At 64.4% G+C, this 24,276-nt stretch carries 23 protein-coding genes; 9 read left to right on the top strand and 14 right to left on the bottom strand.

Annotated features, from left to right (window positions below; genetic code table 11):
- Positions 1–108: 108 nt before the first annotated feature.
- Complete coding sequence (locus tag IPK69_06915) at positions 109–1,284, bottom strand: hypothetical protein (GenBank protein QQS10345.1); 1,176 nt, start codon at positions 1,282–1,284, stop codon at positions 109–111.
- 657 nt (positions 1,285–1,941) lie between these two features.
- Here IPK69_06915 and IPK69_06910 point away from each other — a divergent pair.
- The 8 genes from IPK69_06910 to IPK69_06875 all read left to right on the top strand — a co-directional run bounded on the left by IPK69_06910 (position 1,942) and on the right by IPK69_06875 (position 9,900).
- Positions 1,942–2,607 (top strand): fibronectin type III domain-containing protein, encoded by a 666-nt coding sequence (locus IPK69_06910; GenBank protein ID QQS10344.1) that lies wholly within the window; start codon positions 1,942–1,944, stop codon positions 2,605–2,607.
- A 150-nt stretch (positions 2,608–2,757) separates the two neighbouring features.
- Positions 2,758–4,188, top strand: coding sequence for an NADH-quinone oxidoreductase subunit NuoF (gene nuoF / locus IPK69_06905; GenBank protein ID QQS10343.1), 1,431 nt, complete (start codon positions 2,758–2,760; stop codon positions 4,186–4,188).
- Positions 4,189–4,242: 54 nt separating this feature from the next.
- Entirely contained in the window at positions 4,243–4,629 is a 387-nt protein-coding gene (locus tag IPK69_06900; protein ID QQS10342.1) for a hypothetical protein, read from the top strand.
- 81 nt (positions 4,630–4,710) lie between these two features.
- Positions 4,711–5,070 (top strand): hypothetical protein, encoded by a 360-nt coding sequence (locus tag IPK69_06895; protein QQS10341.1) that lies wholly within the window; start codon positions 4,711–4,713, stop codon positions 5,068–5,070.
- 8 nt (positions 5,071–5,078) lie between these two features.
- Complete coding sequence (locus tag IPK69_06890; GenBank protein QQS10340.1) at positions 5,079–5,459, top strand: hypothetical protein; 381 nt, start codon at positions 5,079–5,081, stop codon at positions 5,457–5,459.
- A 56-nt stretch (positions 5,460–5,515) separates the two neighbouring features.
- Positions 5,516–7,153 (top strand): cysteine--tRNA ligase, encoded by a 1,638-nt coding sequence (locus IPK69_06885; protein ID QQS10339.1) that lies wholly within the window; start codon positions 5,516–5,518, stop codon positions 7,151–7,153.
- 117 nt (positions 7,154–7,270) lie between these two features.
- Positions 7,271–8,998: an LptF/LptG family permease gene (locus IPK69_06880; protein ID QQS10338.1), complete on the top strand. Its 1,728-nt coding sequence runs from the start codon at positions 7,271–7,273 to the stop codon at positions 8,996–8,998.
- A gap of 110 nt (positions 8,999–9,108) precedes the next feature.
- Positions 9,109–9,900 carry a type II secretion system protein gene (locus tag IPK69_06875; GenBank protein QQS10337.1) on the top strand — a complete coding sequence of 264 codons (792 nt, stop codon included), beginning with the start codon at positions 9,109–9,111 and terminating at the stop codon, positions 9,898–9,900.
- Positions 9,901–9,918: 18 nt separating this feature from the next.
- Here IPK69_06875 and IPK69_06870 read toward each other — a convergent pair whose 3' ends face one another.
- From IPK69_06870 to IPK69_06840, 7 genes are all read right to left on the bottom strand, one after another.
- Positions 9,919–10,326 carry a DUF4870 domain-containing protein gene (locus tag IPK69_06870; GenBank protein ID QQS10336.1) on the bottom strand — a complete coding sequence of 136 codons (408 nt, stop codon included), beginning with the start codon at positions 10,324–10,326 and terminating at the stop codon, positions 9,919–9,921.
- 105 nt (positions 10,327–10,431) lie between these two features.
- Positions 10,432–11,382 (bottom strand): trypsin-like peptidase domain-containing protein, encoded by a 951-nt coding sequence (locus IPK69_06865; protein ID QQS10335.1) that lies wholly within the window; start codon positions 11,380–11,382, stop codon positions 10,432–10,434.
- A 183-nt stretch (positions 11,383–11,565) separates the two neighbouring features.
- Positions 11,566–12,720, bottom strand: coding sequence for an LptF/LptG family permease (locus tag IPK69_06860; GenBank protein QQS10334.1), 1,155 nt, complete (start codon positions 12,718–12,720; stop codon positions 11,566–11,568).
- A complete protein-coding gene (locus IPK69_06855) occupies positions 12,717–13,394 on the bottom strand; it encodes a phosphatase PAP2 family protein (protein ID QQS10333.1) in 678 nt (225 codons plus the stop codon). Before IPK69_06855 ends, IPK69_06860 begins: the two co-directional genes overlap by 4 nt.
- 98 nt (positions 13,395–13,492) lie before the next feature.
- A complete protein-coding gene (locus tag IPK69_06850) occupies positions 13,493–15,151 on the bottom strand; it encodes a glycosyltransferase family 39 protein (GenBank protein ID QQS10332.1) in 1,659 nt (552 codons plus the stop codon).
- 9 nt (positions 15,152–15,160) lie between these two features.
- On the bottom strand, positions 15,161–16,447 hold the full coding sequence (locus IPK69_06845) for a polysaccharide deacetylase family protein (protein ID QQS10331.1): 1,287 nt from the start codon (positions 16,445–16,447) through the stop codon (positions 15,161–15,163).
- A gap of 3 nt (positions 16,448–16,450) precedes the next feature.
- Positions 16,451–17,584: a site-2 protease family protein gene (locus IPK69_06840; protein QQS10437.1), complete on the bottom strand. Its 1,134-nt coding sequence runs from the start codon at positions 17,582–17,584 to the stop codon at positions 16,451–16,453.
- Positions 17,585–17,934: 350 nt separating this feature from the next.
- Here IPK69_06840 and IPK69_06835 point away from each other — a divergent pair, with 350 nt between their 5' ends.
- Entirely contained in the window at positions 17,935–18,585 is a 651-nt protein-coding gene (locus tag IPK69_06835; GenBank protein QQS10330.1) for a thioredoxin family protein, read from the top strand.
- Positions 18,586–18,663: 78 nt separating this feature from the next.
- Here IPK69_06835 and IPK69_06830 read toward each other — a convergent pair whose 3' ends face one another.
- The 6 genes from IPK69_06830 to IPK69_06805 all read right to left on the bottom strand — a co-directional run bounded on the left by IPK69_06830 (position 18,664) and on the right by IPK69_06805 (position 24,271).
- Positions 18,664–20,208, bottom strand: coding sequence for a hypothetical protein (locus IPK69_06830; GenBank protein ID QQS10329.1), 1,545 nt, complete (start codon positions 20,206–20,208; stop codon positions 18,664–18,666).
- Between the two features lie 357 nt (positions 20,209–20,565).
- Positions 20,566–21,060, bottom strand: a complete 495-nt coding sequence (locus IPK69_06825; protein QQS10328.1) for an ankyrin repeat domain-containing protein — start codon at positions 21,058–21,060, stop codon at positions 20,566–20,568.
- A 98-nt stretch (positions 21,061–21,158) separates the two neighbouring features.
- Entirely contained in the window at positions 21,159–21,611 is a 453-nt protein-coding gene (locus tag IPK69_06820; GenBank protein QQS10327.1) for a hypothetical protein, read from the bottom strand.
- 435 nt (positions 21,612–22,046) lie between these two features.
- Positions 22,047–22,457, bottom strand: a complete 411-nt coding sequence (locus IPK69_06815) for a DUF2251 domain-containing protein (protein ID QQS10326.1) — start codon at positions 22,455–22,457, stop codon at positions 22,047–22,049.
- Between the two features lie 51 nt (positions 22,458–22,508).
- Positions 22,509–23,681 (bottom strand): dienelactone hydrolase family protein, encoded by a 1,173-nt coding sequence (locus tag IPK69_06810; protein ID QQS10325.1) that lies wholly within the window; start codon positions 23,679–23,681, stop codon positions 22,509–22,511.
- A 104-nt stretch (positions 23,682–23,785) separates the two neighbouring features.
- A complete protein-coding gene (locus IPK69_06805) occupies positions 23,786–24,271 on the bottom strand; it encodes a PEGA domain-containing protein (GenBank protein QQS10324.1) in 486 nt (161 codons plus the stop codon).
- Between the last annotated feature and the right edge of the window lie 5 nt (positions 24,272–24,276).

Genomic DNA, 24,276 nt, shown 5'->3' with positions numbered 1-24,276 from the left:
TCATAAGATCGGAGTCTAGAGAAGCCGTAATGAGGATAGGGGGAATTACATGTTGGAACGGGTTCTCTGCACATTGAACGTTGAGTAATGCCGATCCATTAAAAAATGTCACCAGTCCATATTCGCCGCGCGGTCATGTTCGTAGCTCAATCGTTCAATGAGTGTGTTCATTTTATCAATTGAGCTCATGGCATTCAGATATGTACCGTCGAGTGCATAACTCAGAGTTGTAGGCAGCCTCGAATTTTGGATATACCGCATAGCTGTGGGCTCAATAGTTTCTAAATACTCAACAAACTTTTCTATGGTTTCAATCGCCTTTGTTTCCGGAATTTCATTTTCAACACCAAACATAAACCCATAATGATTCGATTCTACTTTTAGGCTAACAGGAACTGCACCTGTATTGGTGTGAAATAAGAATGTGCTTCCATCTTTGCCGAATGCACCGTGGGCGTTATAGTTTCTAATCTGGCGTCGGATATGAACAAGCTCATCAAACATCCTCTTTGTAGTCATATTTGACAGATCAATGGCCGTTTTGAATTTGACGTTCCAGTCGGCTTCTGCGAGTTCTGCGACCTGTACGCCTGTTGTTACGGTGCCCTTCAATATGGCTATATGTATGAAAATGTGCTCGGTCCAACTGAAAAAGCAATCGATGGCCGACAGTGAGCACCATCGGCTTTCCGTGCGTGATCGCAGAAGTGCATTGACGCGGGTAACATGGGCGTCAAGATTGATACCCTTGTGCTCAGCAGTTAGATAGGATGTGTCTTTGATCGCATTTGATGTATCTAGCATGGATTTATACGCCGAAAGATGAAATTGATAGCGACCATATAAATCCGAGGCTTTATTCACAACAGTTATGTTCGATCCTGTACTGCCGTTGCTTGCTAGCCAGTCAAAGTACTTTGATGCACGCTTTGCCGCGGTTCGGATACGTGATACTATCTTTATGGCGTTTTCCTCGCTCGTGCCGGACTTCATCGCAAATAGACCAAGACCGAACTTGCGATACTCTATAAGGAACAGTTCATTGTCGAAGATGATTGGGATTGACCATGCCACCTTTTCCCATCGTCCAGAGTCGTGAAATTTAAGAAGACCAATCATAAGAAAATACACAATATAGTATGGTGGAAGATCTCTTCCTGCTGAAGTGTGTGAGGTATTAACGGGGATATCATTATCTGTTATGCCGAAATCCGATGCTGGACGGATATCGCCAAGTGCCGTTCGTGCCTCAGTCCGGATTGTTTCTAGTTCTAGTGGAGTCATGCTGCAACCTCTGGCAAACTGGTGACTGCCGTATAGGATACGTCGATAGCAAATCGGTTGCGTTGCACAGATACCCGGTTCATCCAGACTTCAATACGTGAGAGCCGGCCTCGGACTGCTCAAGGACGGACTCCCGGTAGGACGCGGAACAGTTTCGGTGATTAGGGATGGAGCATCGGTAAGACCCGATGGAGTTCCGGTAGGATCCGAAATCGTCCCGGTTGATAGGGATGGAGCATCGGTAAGACCCGGAAGAGTCCCGGTAGGACCCGATGGAGTTCCGGTAGGATCCGAAATCATTTCGGTAGGCAGGGAACTGATCTCCCCGGGCACGTTGGGCGTGCCGTTCGCGTGGAATCGGACGTGATTGGGCCGTGATCGGGCCGCGATTGGGAGGGCGATAGGCACCGTCGGTGGGGCTGTCTGTGCGGGGTGGGGGGGGTGTGCGGGATGGTGGGGCGTGGGAAATGGAGTTTGGGGTGGTTCTGCGGGTCGTGATGGAAAGTCGCGTCCGGGAAGGGTCGATGCGTCGGTCGGCATCCGGGGCGGGCGATCGCGAGGCTCTTCGGGCCATGCCCAGTGTGGGCGATGGTGGAGGACGATGGGCTTCGGGTCGGCATCGTTTCGCCGGGTGAAAATTCCATAAAGGGGTGCCACATGGCCACCAACTTACCGGAGAAGATCGACGAGTTTCTGGCGTGGGCGGACAATCATCAGGGTCTTTGGACTTCCTCGCCCGAAAATATCGGACTCACTGCCGCCGAGGCCCTCGAGTTCAAGACCATGGCCAACGATCTGCAGACGCTGCGGTCCGCCGCCATCGCCGCTCGTGAGGCCAGCCGGGGCGCCACGCTCGATCAGAACGAGGGCCTCCGCGACACGCGGCGCAAGGCCGGCGAACTCGTGAACACCATCAAGGCCTTCGCCGAGCGCACCGGCAACAGCGAGGTCTACGCCCTCGCCGGCGTCAGCCCCGACGCCCCGCGCGGCCAGGCCCCGGACCCCACGCCGCCGTTTGATTTCGTCGCGACGATCGACAGTTTCGGCGACCTCACCCTCTCGTGGAAGTCGCGCCAGCCCGCGGGCGTCAGCGGCACGACCTTCCAGGTCTCGCGCCAGATGAACGGCACCGGAGCGTGGGAGATCCTCGACACCGTCGGCCTCCGCGAGTTCGTCGACGAGACCATCCCCCAGGGGACCAACTCGGTCGCGTACATCGTCCGCGCCAAACGCAGCAATCGCCAGAGCGTCCCCTCGGCGGCGTACCACGTCCTCTTCGGTCACGCCCAGAGCGGCCAGTTGTTCATCGCCCAGGCGGCGTGAGCACGACGAGCCGAGTGAGCCTTCACTGAAGACCATCCACCCGCCGGGGAGGGACAGACCCCTCCCTCCCCCGGCGGGTGGTTTCTTTGAGGGGAGGCGTGGGACAAGGGAGTGAGGGGCGGGGGGGGCAGGACCCTACAGTCTTGGCCTATGGCATGGACCCGCAAGACCGACGCTCCTGTTCTCACCAAACGAATCCCGTGCTTTCCCTTTGGCGATCCCAAGGATCGGCACATCGTCTCGTACGACGAGTACGTGAAGACCGGCGGGTATGAGGGGCTGAGGAAAGCGTTGTCGATGGCCCCCGACGCCGTCACCGACGAGGTGAAGAAGAGCGTCCTGCGTGGCCGCGGCGGGGCCGGGTTCCCGTGCGGGCTCAAGTGGACGTTCCTCCCCAAGTTGAAGGTCGATGAGAAGGGCGTCGAGGAGGATCCGGGAGAGCGGTACCTCGCGGTGAACGCCGATGAGTCGGAGCCGGGGACCTTCAAGGACCGGCTCCTGATGGACTTCGATCCGCATCTGGTCCTGGAGGGGATCGCGATTTGTTGCTACGCGTGCCGGATCAGGAGGGCGTACATCTTCATCCGTGGCGAGTATCACCACCAGGCGATGGTCCTCGAGAGGGCGATCGAAGAGGCGTACAAGCACGGGATCTTCGGGAGCAAGGGACTCATGGACGGGGCGACGACGGCGAGGGCCGGGGGTGGTTCCTTCGCCGTCGAGTGCCACGTGCACCGCGGGGCCGGGGCGTACATCTGTGGCGAGGAGACGGGGCTGCTCGAGGCCATCGAGGGCAAGCGCGGCTGGCCCCGCATCAAGCCCCCCTTCCCGGCGATCAAGGGACTCTTCGGCAAGCCCACGATCATCAACAACGTCGAGACCCTCGCCCACCTTCCCAGCATCATCGAGCACGGCTCGGCGTGGTTCACGAGGCAGGGGACGGCGTCGTCGCTCGGCGAGAACGTGCCGCCAAGTTTCGGCACGAAACTCATGGGCGTGAGCGGGCACGTGAACCGCCCCGGCGTCTATGAGTGCGATCTGGGGATTCCCCTTCGCACGCTGATCGAGAGCAAGGACTATTGCAACGGCATGCGCGGCGGGAAGAAGTTCAAGGGCGCCATCGCCGGCGGCATCAGCATGGGGATCTTGGGGCCCGACCAGATGGATGCGGAGATGGACTTCGACATCGGGCGGAAGTACAACGTGCTGGGATTGGGGACGGCGTGCCCGACGGTCTTCGACGAGGACACGGACATGGTCGCCGTGGCGCGGAACATCGCGCGGTTCTTCAAGCACGAGAGTTGCGGGCAGTGCACCCCCTGCCGCGAGGGGAGCGGGTGGCTGTATCAGTTGATGGGCAGGATCGAGGAGGGGAACGCCAGGACGAAGGATCTCGATCTTGCTCTCGAGATCGCGACGAGCATGGGGAGCATGCCCGGCACGACGATCTGCGGCCTGGCGGACGGAAACAACTGGGCGATCCGCACGATCATGAACAAGTACTGGAGCGAGTTCGAGGGCAGGGTGAAGCCGACCTTTGTGCCCGTGAAGATGACGGTGGGGGCGTCGGCGAAGGGGTGAGTGCACTTCCCACTCCAACACTCTGATGTGGAATCGAGATCGGAAGGCGAGCCCATGTCCGATCTATTGAAGGATCTCGTGGGTGAACTTCCGCCCGTGCTGCGGCGCCTCCTGTGGTGGTGGCTCGTTCCGGTTCTCGCGATCGTCGGCCTGGTGGTCGCCTGGGCCATCTTCCCGGGTTGGATGTCCAAGGCCATGATGACGCTGGGCGCGTGGATGCCCCTGGTGCTTTTCGGGCCCCAGTTCGTGATCATGGGAATCCTGTTCAGAAGGCAACGCCAGATCCGCCGGGCCTACCGCGAGTCGGGCGGACGGCTCTGCGGCAACTGCCTCCAGAACCTATCGGGCCTCGATGATGTCGGCGTCTGCCCGGAGTGCGGACGGGCGTATGACATCGAGCGCGATCGGACGATGTGGAAGAATGCGAACATCGCCGAGTAAGGAGTACTCTTTCGTTGAGAGGGGATGCTCATGCCGGGCTCTGGGTATCGCAACTACATACCACCAGCAATGCGCCGAGCCGTGCCGCACGTCTGGGTCGTCATTCCCTTGTTTCTGTGCTGGCCGATCCTGCTGCTGATTCTCTTTGGCCCACCGGTCTTTTCTGGGTCGAAATTCTGGTGGGCGTTTGTTGGGCCATCATTTGCGATTTTGTTCGTGCCGCAGATTCTGCTTTGGAGTGTGCGACGCCGTTACACCATTTCCTATCGCCAGTCCGTTGGAAGACTGTGCCTGCAGTGCGGTCGGAGTTTGCGCGGGCTTCAGGACCGTGGTCAGTGTCCTGAATGCGGCTCGGATTACGACATCGAGCGCGATAGGAAGAAGTGGAAGGATGCGAACATCTCTGAAGAGCCGGCGAATAGAAGTCGTCTGTCGAAATGAGAGCACGCGTGTCGAACTCGCCACAAATCTGGGAAAACCTTCCGCCGGTCGTTCGACGCCAGGTTCCCAGGCCATGGGTCGTGCTTGTGTTCTGGCTGCTGGTGCCGATTGGTGTGCTCGTTGTGATGAAGTCAGAGGCGGTGCAACCAGAGCACCTCTGGATTCCCGTTCTCTTGTGGATGGTGGTGCTGCTGACGCCGCGTGTGCTGGGGTGGTGGCATCTGCGACGATACCAGAAACTGTTTCGTGCCGCGGGCGGAAGGCTCTGTGTCTCTTGCGGGCAGGACCTGCGAGGTCTCGGCGAGAGCGGAATCTGTCCGGAATGCGGCCATGCCTTCGACGTGCAACTCGATCGGCGGCGGTGGAAAGCCGCGGGGATCGACGAGTGAAGGGGGCAACGCTTCTCCGAGCATCGGTGTTCGCGCGTCTTCTATAGTCCCCGCCCATGCCCCTCCGCCTGTACAACACGCTCGCCCACGCCATCGAGGACTTCGTCGCGGGCGATCCGTCGCGGGTGACGTTCTACTCCTGCGGGCCGACGGTCTATGACGATGCGCACATCGGAAACTTCCGCAGTTTCCTCGCGGCCGATGTCCTCCGCCGATGGCTGGAGTCGGCGTGGTGCGTGGTGCGCGACGCGAAGGGCCATGAGCACGCCGGGCCGCGTCGTGTCGATCACGTGATGAACATCACCGACGTCGGGCACATGACCGACGACGACCAGGCCGACGGCGGTGGCGAGGACAAGATGCAGGCCGCGGGCCGACGCATCGCCGAGGCGAAGAAGGCAGGGAAGTTGCCCGCCGGGGTCGAGGTCGATCCGGCGGATCCCTATGCCGTCGCGAGGTTCTATGAAGGGCGCTTCCGCGAGGATGCGCGGGCACTGGGGCTGAAGGTCGCACTCGACGCCGAGAAGGACCCGACGCGCATGCCCCGCGCCACGGAGAACGTGCCTGGAATGATCGAGGTGATCGCGCGACTCGTGGAGCGACACAGCGCGTACGTCGTCGGCGAGCCGGGCGGGCGTGTGGTGTACTTCGACGTCCGCTCGTTCCCCGATTACGGGCGCCTCTCGGGCAACACGCTCGAGAACCTCCGCGAGGGCGAGGGCGGCCGCATCAGCGCCCAGAACCAGGCGACCAAGCGTCACCCCGCCGACTTTCTCCTGTGGAAGGAGGACGCCTCGCACCTCATGAAATGGCAAAGCCCGTGGGGCGAGGGGTACCCGGGGTGGCACATCGAGTGCACCGCGATGAGCGTCTCGCGACTCTTGCACCAGGGCGACGCGACGAGCGCGGGCGTGACGAAGTCGCCGCTTATTCATGGCGGCACCCTCATCGACCTGCACTCGGGGGGCGAGGACAACATCTTCCCGCACCACGAGTGCGAGATCGCCCAGAGTTGTGCCGCGTTCTGCAGCGACGCCCACCACGGCTCCTTCGCCAGGCACTGGTTCCACGCGCGGTTCCTCCAGGTCGAGGGCGCGAAGATGAGCAAGAGCAAGGGCAACTTCTTCACGCCCCGCGACCTCTTCGCGAAGGGCGTCGAGGCGAGCGCCCTGCGTCTGGAACTCATCCGCACGCACTACCGCACCAACGCCAACTTCACGCTGCAGGGCCTCGAGGACAGTGCGCGGATGATCGAGCGCTGGCGCAAGGTTGCCTCTGGCGACGGGTCTGACTCGGCGAACGCCGCCACCGCCCGCGAGCAGTGCAAGGCCGCCTTCATCCAGGCGATGCACGACGACCTGAACATCGCGGGGGCGATCGGCGCCGTGAACACGTGGGTCGGCACGATCGCCACACCCTCAACGAGTGATGCCGCCTTCATGCGCGAGTTGGACGCCGTACTCGGCGTGCTGAGCCTCGAGCGCGCGAAGGCCACGACGAGCGAGATTGGCGCCTTCCTCCCCGGCGTCACGCCCGACCCGAAGGTCGAGGCCTTGCTCCTGAGACGCCGCGACGCGCGCCAGGCCAAGGACTACAAGGCCTCCGACGCCATCCGTGACGAACTCCTCGCGCTCGGCTACACCATCAAGGACGTGGCCGGCGGCAAGGTCGAGGTCGGCCGGGCACTGAAGTAGGTCGCTCCACTCTCACTCAACAACATGTCGAAGGCGTAGGGGCAGGCGGGCCGTCAGCCCCACGAGATGATGGAGGCGGATCTGGGCGTCTCCAGTTCCGGAGTACGATGCGGCCTGATGGCGCTCCGCATTCCTAAAACTCTCTGGTGGGCCGTCGGGTGGGAACTCACCCGCATGATCATCGTCACGACGCTCGTGGTGACGGTCGCGCTCGCCTTTGCCACGGCGGTCAAGCCCCTGGCCGATGGCAAACTCGAGCCCTTGGACGCCCTGCGATACATCTACTACGCCTTCCCCGGCATGCTGGTGTACGCCCTTCCATTTTCGGGCGGGTTCGCGGCGACGCTCGTCTACCACCGCCTCGCGACCGACAACGAACTCACCGCCGCCCAGGCCGGGGGCATTCCCCTGCGCGCCATGCTCGCCCCGGCGATGCTCATGGCCTTCGCCGTCGGTTTGACGCTGATCGTGCTCAACGATCAGATGATCCCCGGGTTCATGCGGAAGATGTATCGCCTGGTCACGACCGACATCGGTCGCGTGATGGTGAACGACATCCCCAACGGGCGCGCGGTCCGCATCCGCAACATGCAACTCCTCGCCGATCACGCCATGAACAGCACGCCCGACCTCGCCAGGCTCGCCGCGAAAGGCATCAGCGGGCCAATGCCCACGAGCCAGGTGGACCTGAGGCATCCCATCATGCTCGAGTTCGACGCTGCCGGCAACGTCGTTCGTGAGTACTACGCCGAGTCCGCCAGCCTCTGGTTCTATCCACCCGCCCGCGATCAGCAGCGCAAGGGCGAGATCCGCGTACGCCTCAAGAACGCCGTCTCGGGCGAGGGCGTGGACCAGTGGCGATTCGAGGAGACGACCGAGGGCACGATCATCTTGCCCGATCCCTTCTGGGATCGCCCGAAGTTCTTCACGATGCGGAACCTCTGGCAACTCCGCGATCATCCCGAACGCGTCAACTGGGTCGACGAGGCCCGCCGGGAACTCGCCCTCGTCTTTGCCAGGCGTCAGGCCGAACGCGAGATCACCCAGTTGATGTCGCCCACGACGCCGCTGATCCTCCGTGATTCGCGCGGCGGGCGCATCGTGATCATCGGTGGATCCGCCAGAATCACCAGCGAGGGCATCGAAATCATGCCCCTCGCCGAGGGTCAAACAGACGCCGCGTTCATCCGCATCGAACAGCCCGACCGCCCCGCCTTCCGCACCGCGACAACCTCGGAAGCCACAACCGGCCAGGTCTGGCTCGCCCGCGGGGCCCGCCTGCACGCGATAGACGGCGCCGACGCCCAGTCGCTCAACTTCGATCTGCGGCTCGAGCGAGTCCGCGCCAAAACCAACTCCGCCACGAGCGGTGGCCTCGGTGCCGAGCGTGGCGTCGTCCCCCTCACTCGTCTCACCCTCGACAAGGACCCATCCAAGGCGCTCCTCGAGCGTTCCTCGCGCGACCTTCTCGAGTCCGGGCATGCCGCGTCGGCGACCGATCCCGCCCTCGTCGGACCGACGCAGCATCTCGAGGCCCAGATCGCGAAACTCCGAGGTCAGGTCGTCGCTAATATGCACGAACGCTGGGCCTACTCGGCATGCTCCCTCGTCATGGTGGTCTGCGGTGCCGTGACGGCCGTCAAGCACCATCGCAAGACGCCCCTCGCGGTCTATCTCCGCACGTTCCTCCCCGCCCTCCTCTGCCTCGTCACGGTCAGCGGCGGGTCCCAGACGGTCCAGGACAGCGGCGGCTCGGGCGGCTTTGGTCTGCTCCTGTTATGGGGCGGAATCCTCGCTCTCGCTATCCACTCTTTTTTCGTGTATCGAGCCTTGGCCCGCCATTGAGTTGGGTCGATCACATGCCGATGCCTCTGGTACGGAGGGCCGATTGTGGTACAATGATCCGGTGGGTGTTGGCGACGTGGGACCAGCACCGCACCGGGTGGAATCTGGTCGTGCAGCATCGTTCGACGAACTCGAGTCATCAACTGATCAGGCGTGCCGCGCGGGGGTTCTCGATCCTTGAGATCCTGATCTGCGTGACGATCGTCGCGATCTTGGTCTCGCTGCTGCTCCCCGTCCTGACACGAGTTCGCGAGACGGGCTACTCCGCCGTCTGCGCCAGCAACCTCCGCCAGATCAACATGGGCTTTGAGGGCTACCTGGGCGACAACCGGGGCGTCTTTCCCGCCTTCGCCGTCGATCCCGAGTGGAACTATGGCGGCGTCGTCTTCGCGGGCCTCGACCACCATCCGGTCCTCGATAGCGCTCGACCGATCAATGTGTACATGGGCGCGTTTGCTCAAGATTCGGAGAGTGCCACAGCGGCGCTCCACTTCCGCTGCCCCGCCGACGCCGGAACGACCAAACGAACCGACGCCTCGCCGCGCCGGTCACGCTTGAGCACGCTCGCCAACGGCACCTGCTTCCGCGAGTTCGGCACCAGTTACCGAGCCAACCCGCTCCTCTTCAACTCCACCCTCGCTGGCGTCGATCGCCAGTCCCGCCCGCTCGCTCGCCAGGACCTCCAGGTGAACGAGTCCCGCCTGCTCTTGCTGGCCGACGCCGGCTGGTGGTACCGCTCGCCTCGCGCGAGCGAGACCGATCGCCAGTTCGAGGCGTCGTGGCACCTTCGTCCCGACGCCGGGAACATGCTCGCCGCCGACGGCTCGGTTCACTTTGTGAACTTCGACCCCGAGAACGAGGACGCGGCCAGCGCCTTCACCATCGAGCCTCGCCCGCGGTGAGCGCCGCTCAAGATCGATTCAACTCACAACTCGCAGCGTCATCGGATACCGGAAATACCGCCCGTTGTTCGCCGCGACCGCGCCCATGATCATCCCGACGATCCCCAGCGCATAGCAGGCGATCGTGATCAGGATCGAGATCGGGAAGGCGATCCCGCAGGTGACCGCCGTCAGTATCCAGCCCGCTGCCGTGTAGATCAGAAGCGACAACTGGAAGTTAACAGTCTCCTTGCCATGGTCATCGATGTAGTGCGATTGCTCCCGCTTGATGAGCCACATCGCCAGCGCGGGCACAACGGGAATCACCGCGAAGACCAGCAAGAGCGTCAGGTGCTGGAACGTCGCGTACGTGCGCTCCCACGCCTCCGTGCTCGGGAGCGGCGGCGGCGTCGCGGGGTCGGTATATGGAGTGCCGGGCGGATTCATGGCGCGGGCTCCCAAAGACAAAGCGTACCCATTGTTGGGGGCCTGGCCACGTCGATTTCATTCGACACGTCGGATCGTGTGCGACCGATCCGCACCCGTCCACGCCTACGGCACGATGCCACGTCCCTCGACACGCCCCTCTTTCGAGATCACGTCCAGGATCCGCTCCGCCGGGACGCACTTCCGAACGACCATCTGCGGCTCGCGAGACCGACCCTTGCCAGCAAAGATCGTGTGCGTCGCCATCACCATGCCCACGGCCCGCCCGCGATCGTCCAGGATCGGCCCCCCGCTCGAGCCCACGGCATAATCGCACGTCACGCTCACCTCGTCCGTTCGCGCCTGGCCCGGCATAATCGACTCGTTGGTGATGCGCCGCGAGATGATCCCGCTCGTCATCGTGTAGAAGAGCCGATCCGGGTGGGCGATCAGCGCGATCGGCGTTCCCACTGGCGAACCCTCCACCAAGGGGATCGGTGTGAGGCGTGCCTCGTCGATCGCGATCGATCGTCCGTCACGCTGCCCGGCACCCAGCCGGAAGATCGCCACGTCGTCCTCCTCGTTGGATGCGAGGATTTTCTCGATCGAGAAGACCGTCCCATCGTGGGCCATCACGAATGGATAGAGCGTGTGCTCGTGTTCATGCTCGGCCAGGACGTGGTGATTGGTGACGCACAATCCGTCGCGAGAGAGCACGAATGCCGTCGCGCCGCCCGCGGTGTGCCACTGGTCGCAACTGTCGCACTGATAGATCGACGCGACGACCAGCACGCCCTCGCACGCCATTCGATAGAGCGTGGGTAGATCCATCGGCGACCCGCCTACCCGCGTCATCACACTATCCGGCGGGAGATCGGCGTGCGCACGCCCCAACCCTGCCGCCAGTTCCTCGGAGGGTTTCGCCAGTTTCGCATCGATCAGTTCGCCACCCTCGACCTCCAGGCGTGCCGCGATGTCCTGGTCGCTCACGATGGAGTGATCGTCGCCGTCACGGTTCGAGGCGCGGATCCATGTCCGATCGTTCCCGTGGTTGGTGGCAAACGGACAGTCATCCATGGTTGTCCGAGCCGCGCATCCCTCAAGGCCATAGATCGCCATGCTCGCGAACATGCTCAGGAGCACCCACCCAACGCAAAGAGACGCCCTCTCTCGAACGCACGTGAACTTGGGCGAACGCATACGCACCTCCACCAGACAACCACGCCGAGTGCTCAAGCCACTGCACCATCCGCCCCCGGATCACGAACGGATGCTGGAAATCGCCGCGATCGCCAGGGGGAGCAGGATGAGCGCGGGGATGAGCGCCGAGAGCGTCGGCGGGAGGCCCGGGATCGCCGCCGTGCTCAAGAGCGTGGATCCCAACACTGCAGCGAGCGCCACGGGCGCACACATCACGGACCGCGCCAGCATGTCTCCGGGGATTTTCCGCAAGAAGAACGGCAGGCAGACCACGATCGCGAGCATGGTGCAGGCCAGAATCGTCCATCGTGCCACACGCAGACGCACCAGACGATCGAGCAGCCGTCCTTCCGCGACGCGACGCTCGCCATCGGGCCTTGCATCGACCTCCGCCTCGGTCTTGTCGATCAACTGCGACAACTCGGCCGTCGAAAGGTTGTTGCCATAACTTGAGAATCGGCGGACTTTCAACGTCGTCGGATTCAGTTCGGTCTTGACAAACTCGACCGGCTCGAACCGCACGCTGTCGCCCTCGCGGACCTCCGCCAGCCCCTCGGTCAGTCTCCAACCTTCGGCCTGCGCGTCGTACGTCGCCATGGCGGCCGAGATCTTCCTCGTCGGAAGCCCCTTCTCATCGCGCTCACGGATCCACACGCCGGACATCTCGCCCGAGCCCGCATCAAAGGCCTTCGCGTAATAGCACCGCCCCGCGGCGTCCTCGGTCAGCGGGAGCGACTCCGCCCGGATCCCCGACGTCCCCGCGTCCCATTTCTCACGCGTCAGCAACTCCGCAAGCCGGGGCACCACAAACTCGCGATTCACCCCCTGCAGCACGACGAATCCCGCCGCCACGATCAGGATCGGTCGCGCGATCCGGTGCAACCCGATCCCCCCGGCCAGGCATGCCACGACCTCGCGGTGGCGCACCATCTGCCCCAGCGTGAACCCCATCCCCCCGATCAGCACCATCCCAAGGAGGTAGTTGTAGTATTGGAACAGGCGAGGCCACCACAGGTTGATGAGCAGCATGAGCGAGAGCGTCGCCCGCCGAAGGAACGACGCCCCCCCGGCCACGTCACGCTCCGCCGCCTGCCGGATGTACTCGTCGAAGTTCAGTGAGTAGTCCGTCGCGAGGATGAGCGCGTACAGGATCACCAGCAACGCCAGGACGTTGACGAGATAGGACTTGGCGATGTACCGGTCGAGGGTGTTCATGCCACGCGCGAGGTCTTCTCGAGCGTCAGCGTATCGCCCTTCTCGGGGCCATGCCGTGAGGCCTTCACGCCGCCCCTTTCCTCACGCGCTCCCGTTCGGGCCAAACGCCACGCATGGACACGCCCCACAACCACCACCATTCCCCACGCGACCAGCGCTCCCGCATACACATCCGACGCGAAGTGCGCCCGAGACGCCACCCGGGTGGCCCCACACCCCACCGCCAACCCGAACAGCAACCATCGCATCTCGGGGAAGAGCCGTGCGAGCACCAGAGCCCCGCCCATCGCTACGGCCATATGGCTCGAAGGCAGCCCCGCCGGATGCGCGTCCGCCATCCACGGGCCTTCCCATTCATACAACCCCCCATCGAGCGGACGATCTCGAAGATGGAGCAACTTCAACCCCTCGGCCACAAGTCCCGAGAAAAACGTGCCCGCCAGCAACAACAGCCCACGATCCCACCACCGACGAGCGATCGAAGAAGCAATACCGGAAACCCCCCGACGCCGATCAACCAGCATCAGCGCCACCGCCGGCACGATCCACGCCGGGAGCCACCCCACCGAGCGCAGCGCCTGATACACGCTGTGTCCCTTCACGCCCTCCGAGAACTCGTCCCCCAACGCAAGATAGATCGGCCGATCGAGAATCGTGACAATCAACAGTCCCACGCACAGCACCATCGCTCGCGTGAGTGCACGAACACGCCGACTTTGTCCATCTCCGCTCGGGAGTGAGACTCCGGGCTTCGAGATGACCTCAGCATCGATCACTCGCCAGTGGTTCCCTTCTGCAACGCTCGCATACCGCGATATCCATATCCAATGAACACGGGCCTGCCCTTGCCATCACCATCGAGGGTGCCCACCGGTTCGGCCCGATCAAACGCGGCAATCCACGCGCCGCCCAACGTCGAGCCCTCGTACCCGTTCCCGACGATCAACGCCGGCCTGCCCAGCAACTCGCTCTCCACTCGGGCCAGATCACGGTCCGCCCAATGGTCGAACTGCGTCTCGCGCCCTCCCGTGTACGCCGATGAACAATACGTTCGTGGATGCCCCGCGATCGAGAACTCCAGCAGCGACGCCTCACCATAGTGATCGATCAGGAGGAACGGCTCCTGCGAGGTTTCTCCCCGCAACTTCTCCAGTCGGCGACCCGCGTCCACCCCCATCCGATCCGCCCCCATCACCCGATGGATCGGAATGAGCAGCCAGGAAGGTGCCGAGTTTCCAAGCGCCTCACGAACACGATCCACACCCAAGGCAACTACATCCATCCGAGGCAAAAGCACGCCCACCACAAGCCCCACGCCGAGAAGAATCCGTACGCCGCGTCTGGCCATCTCCGCACGACGCCCGGTCCTCTCCCCCAACTCGCACACTCCCGCCATCACGGCAAGTGTCGCGTGGGCCGCGATCGTCCAGTTCCCCTGCGTCTTCGTCACCAGGGCCACCGGAACGTACCCCAGCAGCAGCGGAAGCACGCTCCACAGCACGTAACGCCACGCCTCTCGCGATCGATCCCGGAGCGCACCCCATCCCGCCACGATCATTCCCAGCGGCACCAGCGAGATGGCGATCTGGATGCCCACATACTCGAGCAGCCATTGCGGCGTGAATGACGATTTTCCACCCGTGGGCGATGGCTGGTGCAGGTGTTCGAGCAGGTGGTGCACCGTCGGCCACCCCTCGCGCGCGTTCCAGATCACCATCGGCATCAAGCCCAACAACGCAACCACGACGCTCGCCAGAGGCCACAGCACCGACTGCCCCTCTCGCCCCGGCGAGGCACGCCCCGCGACCACGCGTGACGGCTCGTGACGCCACATCCATGCGCACGCCGCGATCCCCGGAATCACCAGGAGCATCGTGAGTTTGAAGAGCGACCCGATCGCGACCGCCGCACCCAACGCCAGCCATGCGCCACGGCACAGCCCACGCGTCGCCCGCCACCCCGACCAGCACGCCCCCATCCAGCACGCCACCAGCGGCGGATCGATCGTCATCACCATCGACAGCACCTGGAACGCCGGCGAGAGCAGCATCACCATTGCCGCCCAGAATCCCGCGCGTCGGCTCCTCGTCAGATCGATCGTCAGCCCCGCCGCGAACCACGCCGACAGCGACATGAAGATCGGCGCCAGGAAACGCACGCCGAACGCCGTGTCCCCAAACAGATGCGTCGAGAGCCAGATCGCCCACGCGATCCCCGGGCCCTTGGTCGTGTAGCACCAATCAAGGTGCCTCGACCACAACCAGTACCACGCCTCGTCCTCGGCCAGCGAATACGGCGAGAACCAGAGCCACACCAGACGCCAGATCGTCGCTCCAACAATGAGGACCGCCGTCCTCGTCGCCCAACGATCGGAGGAGACGCCAAGCGGCCCCTCGGCAACGCCCCCCACGCTCAGTCCTTCGCTCGACATGTGCGAACTTTAGTGGGCGCCCACGCCCTGCGGCACGCGTGAGATCCGCGTCCGAACGTTGTCCAGCACGTTCATGAAGTTGATGTACGAGTCATAGGGCGAGTCGTACGGGTTGAAATACTTGTGCACGTCGCCATCCGCGAAGTACTTCGTGCACATGTAGTAGAAGTGGTCGCTCGTCGTGAGTTTCCGCCAGTCGTGGAGCAGGTGCCCCGCGTGGGTCTTCTCGCGCTCGTCGCCGCCGATGCACGCTGCGTTCCACCGATCCTTGATCGACTTCTCCAGGCGGTACGTCTCGTCGAGGGCGTTATTCTGCATCGCGTTCCCGCGCCATGCCGTCAGATCGCGCTCCGTGTCCGCCCACGAGATGAAGTTGTGCACGTCGTACTCGCCGACGGGCGAGAACTCCTTGAACGCCATGCTCGGCGTGATGAAGTGGTTCTCGCCGTTGTTCACGTCGAAGATCTTCTCGGGAAGGGCGCTCAGGAACTCAAAGATCCCCGTGTCGGCCCACTGGTGCTCGCCGAATGTCTCATAGTCCATGAACAGGTTGCACAGATACCCGTTGCCATTGATCTGGTTCACCCACCCCGCGAACTTCTCCGTCGTCAAAGGCCACTCCGCCCACCCGCGATTGCTGAAGCGGAAGGCGATGTCGTCCGACAGGCGATAGTTCTTCAGGAGCAGCCCGAACGCCCTGCCGTCACGCCCCACGGGCTTGCCCGGCGGCTGGTACACATAGTTCGGCGAGCGATACCCGAGGTGGAAGTCCGTCCCCTCGCACAAGGCGCCATGGAACCGCGGGTTGCCATCCTTGTCCTTCAGACCCGCGAGGAAGTGCGCCAGTTCGTTGTTGTAGATCAGTTCCGTGTTCCGGAAGACCCGCGGCGTCTGCCCGAACAGGCTCTGGATCTTCCGCGTGTGCATGTCCACCTGCTCGACGAACTCCTCACGCGAGTACAGGAAACTCAGCGAGTGGAAGTACGTCTCCCCCACAAACTCGCAGCATCCCGTGTCGCCCAGTTCCTTGAACGTGTCAATCACGTCCGGCGCCCACGCCTCGAGTTGGTCCAGCACCGTCCCCGTGATCGCGTACGAGACGCGGAAGTTCCCCTTGTGACGCTTCACCAGGTCGAGGATCAGCCGCGTCGTCGGGCGATAGCACTTGTCCGCCACCTTCCGCAGGATCTCCGCGTTCTTCGCGTCATCAAAGTAGAACGGGTCCTGATCGAAGACGCTGTAGCGGCGGAGGCGATACGGCTGGTGCACCTGGAAGTAAAAGACGATGCTGGCCATACCTCAGTGTAGAGCGCGGCCCGCACCCACGCCCCCCACGCCCCCTCCTCCCCCCGGCCCCATCGCCTGCCGCACCATCACAAACTCCGCCAGATTCTCCATCGTCAGCAATCCAACCAGCCGTCCCGACTCGTCCACCACCGGCGCCACCGACGTCCCCGCCTCCTGCATGCTCCGGACGGCCGGCTCCAGCCGCGCCCCCGCGCGGACCACGGGCACCTTTCGCGTCAGCGTCCCCACGCCCCCCGCCGCGTGCACGTCGACATGCCGCGCGATCGCGTGCAACAGGTCATGCCTCGTCAGCACGCCCACGATGCCGCCCGTCGTCCCACTCGCCACACGCTCGCCGTTGACCATCTCCGTCTTCATCACCGGAAAGTCCGTCTGCGCCCCCTCCAGCAGCCGCTCGATCGCCCACTGGAGCGAGTCATTCTCGTCGAGCGCGACGAACTGCCGCACCATCGCGTCGCCTACGAGCGTCCCACGCAGCGCCGACCCCTGCTCGCGCTGCCGCGCCTCGGCCTCGGCGCTGATCCACACGAAGATCCCGATGAAGATCAGGAACGGATTGCCCCACAGCCCCAGCAGCGCGAACCCCACGGCCAGCACCTTCCCCACATTCGCCGCCGCCCGCGTCGCCCGCACGGAGTCCATCGCCATCGACAGCAGCGCCCGCAAGACGCGCCCGCCATCCATCGGGAACGCGGGGATCATGTTGAAGAGCACCAGAAAGACGTTGACGCCCGCGAGGTTCAGGAAGAACATCCGCGCGTCGAGCGCGCCCATCGACTCCACCCCCTGCCGCCCCATCTCCTGGATCTCATGGCCTCCCGGAAACGTCCCCGTCCCCAGCATCACGCCGAAGATCAACGCCGCGATCACGACGTTCACCATCGGCCCCATCACCGCGACGACGAGTTCCTGTTTCGGCTCCTCGGGCATCCGCTCCAGCCGCGCCACGCCGCCAATGGGCAACAGCGTGATGTCCTTGGTCCCGATCCCATATCGCCGCGCCGTCAGCGCGTGCCCATACTCGTGCATCACGACGCAGGCGAAGATCGCCAGAACAAAGACGACGCTGACGCCGATCGCCGCGGCATCCCCGCCCGCCTGCCACGCCCGCCACGCGACAAACATCAGCAGGAGCGAGAACGTCCAATGGACGTGCACGCCAATCCCGAAGAATGTGCCCAGTCGCAGTGATCCCTTCACGTGGTCATGCTACGAGCGGACGACCCGCCGCGTTCGATGGCCGCCGGGTGCCCCGAGACGATGGCTGTTCTGAGCCATCGACTCGGGAGAATCGACGATCGGCACGGTGTATCCACCGAATCGAACCGCGCCCCCCGGCATCGAACAATGCCGAGATCCCCTCCCGCGTACCCCCACGCTCCGCGTGGGGCTTCTTCTCCTACCAACGCTCCAGTCTCGCGCAGAAAATCCCCCAACACGCCACAATCGACCATCACCCCACCACGCTCATCCCCATGCCACACACCCATATCACCTCCCCCGACATCCCCGCCGCCGCCGACCTCCGCACGTTCTTCGATCAGGCCAAGCCCTACGACGCCTACGTCTCCTCCGCCAAGCCCCACGAGCAATCCGCCTGGACCGCCGTGCGTGATCGCCTGACGCTCACGCCAGCCCAACTCGCCCTCCTCCAGTCCTTCACACGCCACCTGAACATCCTCGTCCTCAGCGGCTCCTGGTGCGGCGACTGCTCGGCCCAGGTCCCCATGCTCGACGCCCTCGCCAAAGCCGCCCCTTCAAATCTCGTCTCTCTCCGCATCCTCGACCGCGACGCCCCCCCCGGAGACAATCAAGCCCTCGCCGAGCGCGTGAAGATCTGCGGCGGCCTGCGCGTCCCCACCGTCCTGTTCCTCAATGAAGACTTCGACTTCCTCGTCCTCATGGGCGACCAGACCCTAAGCCGCCTCCGCGCCAAGGCGAGAACGCAACTCGGCGCCACGGCCGCCGGCGCCGCCTGCGACCTTCCCTCGGCTTCGACCGCCAAGACCTCGATCAACGCCGCCAACGACGAGATCGCCACCCTCCAGGACTGGCTCGACGCCCTCGAACGCGCCCACCTCACCGCCCGCCTCAGCCCCAAACTCCGCCAGAGGCACGGCGACTGAGCGACCGGCAGAAAACAAAGAACCCCGCCGATCGCGGCGGGGTTCTCATGGATTTGAATATCTCTCGCATGTGCCCGCTCAGCACCCGGCTTGGAAGCGCGTGATGACGTACAGAAGGTCGTCGATCGTCACAGAGCCGTCGCCGGTGCCGGTGCCGCTCCCGTCGTCGGCATCGGCGTTCGAGGTCCCGTCGGCAAAGATCTGGATGTAGTAGAGCAGGTCGTCGATGGTGACGGCGTCGTCGGGGAAGCCGCCTCCCGAGCCGTCGTCGAAGTCTGCGGCGCACGCGCGGCGATACATCGAGACCTCCCTCGACCACGCTGCGGGGATCTGCCCGACGGTCGCGCTCGCCATGGCCTGCAGGACGTTGGCCCTCGCCGCGGGGGTGACCGTCGCGCGCCACATCGCCGACGAGAGCGTCCCGCCGATGAGCGTCGGCGTCACCAGCGCGTCGTACCCGCCCAGCGGCACGTTGCGGAGTTTCACCGCCCCCTCGGTCGCGGGCACGTTGGTCGTCGCGATCACGACCTCCACGCCGCCCACGTTGGGAAGGAAACGATCGACGTTCACGAGGTCGAGCTGCGACCTGGGATCGGCGGAGATGTCCACGCCGCCAATTGAAAGGATGCGCACGGTGTGCGCGCTCGCCGTCGGCCAGATCAGCGCCGTCCCGCCGTTGGCGATGATCCCCTCGGTCGGCGCGGGATCGACATTGACGAGCGTGGTGGCGTTGGTGCGCTCGAGGCGGATGCGCCCCTTCCCGCCGTTCTGCCCTCCCAGTGCTTGCAATACTCCCGTGCTGTTGGTGCTCAGGATTGACGAGGCGACGATGCGGATCCCGCCCCCCGATCCGCCCCAGTCACGAAATCCTCCGTTGGCGAGGATCTGCCCGTTCACAGTGACGCTCCCCGTCGCGGCGATGAGGATCGCGCCTCCGCCCGCGCCGCCCCCGTTGCCTAAATACAGGGCTCCTCCGGATCCGCCCACAAGCGGGCGCAGCGTCGGCCCGCCGTACGTCGCGCTGGTGTTGGACCCGTACACCCCAGCCTCGCCAAAGCCCGCGATGCCGCGGAAGTTCTGCCCGCACATCGCGCCATCATTGATGATCCCGCCCCCGGGGCCAAATCCCGCCGAACCGGGGATGGTGCCGTTGCAGTTCTGGGCCCCTCGGAACCCGCCGGGCCCGGGGTTCTTGGGGCGGATGATCGCGTTGTCGCTCTCGCCGCTGAGGTTCACCACGCCGTCGATCACGACGTCACCGCTCACGAGCCACACGACCGGGGCTCGCGAGGGATGGTTCGCGAAGGTGAGCGTGCGGCCCGCGGCGATGCTCACAGACGTGTAATGGAAGACGACGGCCCATTTGTCGGCGTCGTACACGCCCTGCCCACTGACGGGGCTATTCGAGTCCCACGCCGCGGTTGCCGCCAGGCCGAGGTCGATCGTGGTGTTCGTCGTGATCGTGAGCGCGCCGTCGGAGCCGTTGGCCCCCGGGACGACGATCTGCGCCGTCGCCCTCTCGGACAAGCCCGGTCCCGCACCCAGCAGCGTGACGGCCGCGACGATCTCCGCGCCCCGCCACGCGCACACCGACCACCCACCACGCGAGTTCGCACGATTCATGGACACCTCTCCTTGTCAAGACGCAAGAGCACCCGCGGGGCAGGCGAGCGACACGCTCCCGCCCACGCCGGGCCGTCGATCTTTATACAGGAAGTCCGCCGCCGTGTCTGCGCGAACCGGAGCCTGCCGATCAATTGAGCCGCAATGGCTTGTCACAACTCGGGTTACACCACGGCGTGTCCGAAGTCGATGGGTTGATCGACGATGTCCCAATCGAACAACGGCGCGGAGCCGCCGACTCGGACCGTGCGCGCGGCCGGCGCAGAGTGCAAATCCCTGCATCACTGTACCCGCCATTGCTCTCGCCCTCGGGGACGCGGGGGCTTGCCCCCGCTTTGCATCTCATCTAGGGCAACTTCATCTCAACGCTCGGAAGTACTGTGCCACGTCGAAGTTCGCGATCGAGTCTGCGAGGGCACGTGGACTCACGCCGTGCTTGTTCATTCGATCGGGATCGGCCCCGGCTTTCAGTAGGAGGACAACCATCTCGCCGCGTCCGCGAGACTCGAACGTCGCCGTACTTAACGGCGTGTTGCCGTGTGAATCGGCTGAGTCCGGGCGCGCCCCTCGACGCAGCAGGAGTGTCGCGATCTCCACGTTATGCGACTGAGCGGCAAAGTGCAGAGGCGTCCATTCGAGCGCGTCCGAGGTGTTCACATCGGCCCCGTGATCGATGAGACTTTCCGCATACTCCACAAGCCCGTCGATCACCGCGTGCGTCAGGGCCGTTCGGCCATCGGCATCTCGAGTGTCGATGGCCAAGGCGGCGTCCTTCTGTGCGAGTAACGCCTCGAATCCATCCTTGTCTCTGGTCCACAGTGCGACAAGCAGGGGTGGTGTGGATCGTTTCATGCGAGATCATTGGAGCATACCGGGTTGAGGTGCGGGGGCGTGCCCCCGCGTCGCACCCGATCGTGAGAGGCTCGCGAGGACCGCGGCGTTCGCCTCGTTCAGCGGAGCCTCTCCGCCAGCACGTCGCGGATCTGTGCGTCGGTCGCGTGCCAGTAGCGGGGGACAACGCGCTCGAGGAGATGGAGCGCGGCCTTGATCGAGTCGACGCCCGATCCTCCTTCGTCGCCGCCCCAGAAGATCCCGCCGGGGACGTCCTCGCCGCGAACGTTGAGGATCATCCGTGCGGCATCATCCCACAAGACACCGTCCGACGACAGGCTCTCGCACTCGGCGGCACGAACACACACGTTGATGAGGCTGTTGCGGCAGTCCCGCTGGGCCATCACGATCACCCGCTCGCTCCGCAGCGCCACGCCCTTGTAATACATGAACCCCTCGAAGGGCACGCTCTCGACCGGCAAAGCCCCCTGCCTCGCCGCGCTCGCGGCGATCACCTCGACCGCCTCCCGATCGAACCGCTCCTGCCGATTGGCATACGGATGTACGTCCATCGATCGAGATCCTACTCACCCATGCCATTCGGAAACTCAGCAGCCTGATGGTTTTGAACTCTCGATGTCGCCCGCAGGTAGACCTTCGTCGACTAGACCATCCCCGCCGGGACCACCCTCGTCGAGTACATCCTCATCCCCCGCGACGGGCAGAACCAGGGCCCGCCCAGCGCGACCTTCACCGTCCGCTTCGGCCACACCGCCACCGGACAGATCTTCCTCGCCCAGGCGGCGTGACGCCAAGGCGAACGAACCGAACGCAAGGCTCCATGGTGACGGCCCCGGGGTGGACACTCTCCCGGGGTCGTTCTTTCTTTGGCTGTCGTCGTCCGCGACCACGGATGGACTGGTTCTGTCTTGGGGGTGCGGGGGCGTGCCCCCGCCTGGTGTCGTGTCTCGCATTCAAGCGGTTATGTGACACGCCCTGGTGTCGTCCTACTTGAACGCGTTCTCGAGCGTCGGGTCCCATCCGTCCACATCACGGGAGAAGGGAGACTTCTTGTCGATGGGTGGGAATCCCGTGCGGTTCGTCGCCCGCTTCGAGCCCATGTCGTAGATGGCGTGCGGGTAGCCGTTGATGAGGCAGACGGCGGCCTCGCCGCTGCGTGACCAGCCGAGCACGAGGCGCGAGGGCTTCTCCTTGTCGGTCACTTGGGCGACGTTGTAAATGTGCAGAGCGTCGAGGATGCCGCCGAGCGAGCCGTCGGCTTTGACGCGCGTGGCGTAGAGATAGGCCGTCTCGCCGTCGTCCTCGAAGACCACGGCCCAATCGCCCTTTGGCGAGACGGACGCGAACCACGCGTCACCGACGCGGAACTCCTCATTGACTCCGGCTTTGATCGCCATGGGTTTCTCTTCTCGACCAGCGTCCTTCGCCGCGTTCGCGGCCTTGCCCCCTCACTTGCTGCCCGCCGCCGGAACCGGCGTGAAGGGAATCTTCTCTCTGAACAACGCCTTCATCCGCTCCCACGAGCGATGGTCGGCCCGGGCGTCGTACTTCACGCCGGGGATGTTGTGGGCGTCGGCCCCGGGGTTCGTGAACGAGTGCACCGCGCCGGCATAGGAATCGACCTCGTAATCGACGCCCCCTCCGGCGGCCGCACCGCCCCCTGCCCCCCCGCCCGCGGCCCGCATCTCCTCGTGGAACGCGTCGAGATGCCCGGGCTGCACAAAGCCATCATCCGCCCCGTGGCACAGAAGAACCGTGCACCCCCCCCCGCCGGACTTCACCAGCCGGTCGTTGTCCCTCGCGTCGCGCGCCAGGATCGTCCCCGAATGGAACGCCACCACGCAGTCGAGGTCCTCGCCGTCTCTCGCGAGTTCGAGGGCGACCGTCCCGCCCAGGCAATACCCGATCGCCGCGAGTCTGGTGGTGTCCACGCGAAGATCGACCTTGAGTTGCTCGAGGCCGGCCCGCGCCCGCTGGCGCACGAGCGAGACATCCTTCATGAGTTCGCCGGCCCACGCCCCCGCCTGCTTGGGATCGTCGGTGACCTTGCCGCCGCCATAGACATCCACCGCAAGGGCGACGTATCCCAGTTCCGCCAGGCGGATCGCCCGCTCCTTCGCGTAGTCATTGCAACCCCACCACTCCGGGCAGACCAGCACGCCCGGGCGACGCTCCCCCGGCTGCAACCCGGCGGGATACGCGATGTAACTGTGGCACATGAGGCCCGCATCGCCGCCGCCGGCGCCCGGAGCCCCGGGAATGGTGTATTCCGCAACCTCGACCACGGTCTTGGGCGCACCCGGCACCTGCTCCACCGTCGGCCGCGAAAGATCCATCGACCCGGCGTTGGCCACGGGCGCACGCGACGCCGCCGCGGCCGCGTCCTGCGACATCACGACCCCGAGTTCCACCGCCTCGCCGACGTCCTTGTTCCCATACCCCACGCCATCACCCTGGCGAGGACTGTGGGGCGCACCGCCATCCTGCCCCCCCTCCTGCCCCCCCTCCTGCCCGAACGACCACGACGCGCCGAAGACCACCAGCCCCAGCGCCACCGCGCACGCCGCGACTCCGCTCAAGGTCCTGCCCGTGCTCATTCCCACCCGATTCGTGCGCGTCATGATTCGCTCCTTGTTCACGATGTCTCGCTCCCGCCCCCCACACACGCGACCGGTTACGGCTCCCCGACCGCCGTCCCCGTGTCCGGCACGCCGTTCCCCACCACCTAGGGCCGCTCCGTCTCGCGCATCGTCCGCGCCCGCGACAGCAGCCCCTCCTCCAACTCCTCCGGCGTCGCCCCCATCGCGCTCGTCGGCGTCAGCACAAAGTGCCACCGCACTTCCGTATCAATCGCGATCGGCGAGACCCCCGCGATCGCGTCCAGCGGCGGATACTCATAGATCGGCGCCGACGCCCGCGCCGGCGTCCGCTTCACCTCATACCCGTCCATCTCCAGCCGCACGTCGTACACGCCGTAGTACGAGAACTCCGCCTCGCAGGGCGTCCGCCCCACCTCGACATCATTCACCGACACCAGCGCCCCGCTCGGCTCCGACGTGATCGAGACATGCCGCCGCAGGCACCCGCCCAGGCCGAACGTGAGTCCCACCAGAGACGCCATCAGCAGGCGCTGAAAGTCGCCCCCGCGCACGCCGCGCGAAATCCACGCCGCGCGCCCGTCCGCGTACTGATTCCGAAATTGTGTCTTCATCCGTC

It is taken from the genome of Phycisphaerales bacterium (assembly GCA_016699835.1).
Taxonomy (GTDB): Bacteria; Planctomycetota; Phycisphaerae; order Phycisphaerales; family UBA1924.
This window is presented reverse-complemented; position numbering and strand designations above follow the sequence as displayed.

What these genes read in the sequence shown, in the direction of transcription:
- IPK69_06860 (QQS10334.1), bottom strand. Translation starts at nt 12,720, where the DNA reads ATGAACACCCTCGACCGGTACATCGCCAAGTCCTATCTCGTCAACGTC.
- IPK69_06805 (QQS10324.1), bottom strand. Translation starts at nt 24,271, where the DNA reads ATGAAGACACAATTTCGGAATCAGTACGCGGACGGGCGCGCGGCGTGG.
- IPK69_06870 (QQS10336.1), bottom strand. Translation starts at nt 10,326, where the DNA reads ATGAATCCGCCCGGCACTCCATATACCGACCCCGCGACGCCGCCGCCG.
- IPK69_06880 (QQS10338.1), top strand. Translation starts at nt 7,271, where the DNA reads ATGGCGCTCCGCATTCCTAAAACTCTCTGGTGGGCCGTCGGGTGGGAA.
- IPK69_06825 (QQS10328.1), bottom strand. Translation starts at nt 21,060, where the DNA reads ATGAAACGATCCACACCACCCCTGCTTGTCGCACTGTGGACCAGAGAC.
- IPK69_06865 (QQS10335.1), bottom strand. Translation starts at nt 11,382, where the DNA reads ATGGATGACTGTCCGTTTGCCACCAACCACGGGAACGATCGGACATGG.
- IPK69_06845 (QQS10331.1), bottom strand. Translation starts at nt 16,447, where the DNA reads ATGGCCAGCATCGTCTTTTACTTCCAGGTGCACCAGCCGTATCGCCTC.
- IPK69_06850 (QQS10332.1), bottom strand. Translation starts at nt 15,151, where the DNA reads ATGTCGAGCGAAGGACTGAGCGTGGGGGGCGTTGCCGAGGGGCCGCTT.
- IPK69_06835 (QQS10330.1), top strand. Translation starts at nt 17,935, where the DNA reads ATGCCACACACCCATATCACCTCCCCCGACATCCCCGCCGCCGCCGAC.
- IPK69_06885 (QQS10339.1), top strand. Translation starts at nt 5,516, where the DNA reads ATGCCCCTCCGCCTGTACAACACGCTCGCCCACGCCATCGAGGACTTC.
- IPK69_06900 (QQS10342.1), top strand. Translation starts at nt 4,243, where the DNA reads ATGTCCGATCTATTGAAGGATCTCGTGGGTGAACTTCCGCCCGTGCTG.
- IPK69_06830 (QQS10329.1), bottom strand. Translation starts at nt 20,208, where the DNA reads ATGAATCGTGCGAACTCGCGTGGTGGGTGGTCGGTGTGCGCGTGGCGG.
- IPK69_06820 (QQS10327.1), bottom strand. Translation starts at nt 21,611, where the DNA reads ATGGACGTACATCCGTATGCCAATCGGCAGGAGCGGTTCGATCGGGAG.
- IPK69_06810 (QQS10325.1), bottom strand. Translation starts at nt 23,681, where the DNA reads ATGACGCGCACGAATCGGGTGGGAATGAGCACGGGCAGGACCTTGAGC.
- IPK69_06840 (QQS10437.1), bottom strand. Translation starts at nt 17,584, where the DNA reads ATGTTTGTCGCGTGGCGGGCGTGGCAGGCGGGCGGGGATGCCGCGGCG.
- IPK69_06915 (QQS10345.1), bottom strand. Translation starts at nt 1,284, where the DNA reads ATGACTCCACTAGAACTAGAAACAATCCGGACTGAGGCACGAACGGCA.
- nuoF (QQS10343.1), top strand. Translation starts at nt 2,758, where the DNA reads ATGGCATGGACCCGCAAGACCGACGCTCCTGTTCTCACCAAACGAATC.
- IPK69_06815 (QQS10326.1), bottom strand. Translation starts at nt 22,457, where the DNA reads ATGGCGATCAAAGCCGGAGTCAATGAGGAGTTCCGCGTCGGTGACGCG.
- IPK69_06910 (QQS10344.1), top strand. Translation starts at nt 1,942, where the DNA reads ATGGCCACCAACTTACCGGAGAAGATCGACGAGTTTCTGGCGTGGGCG.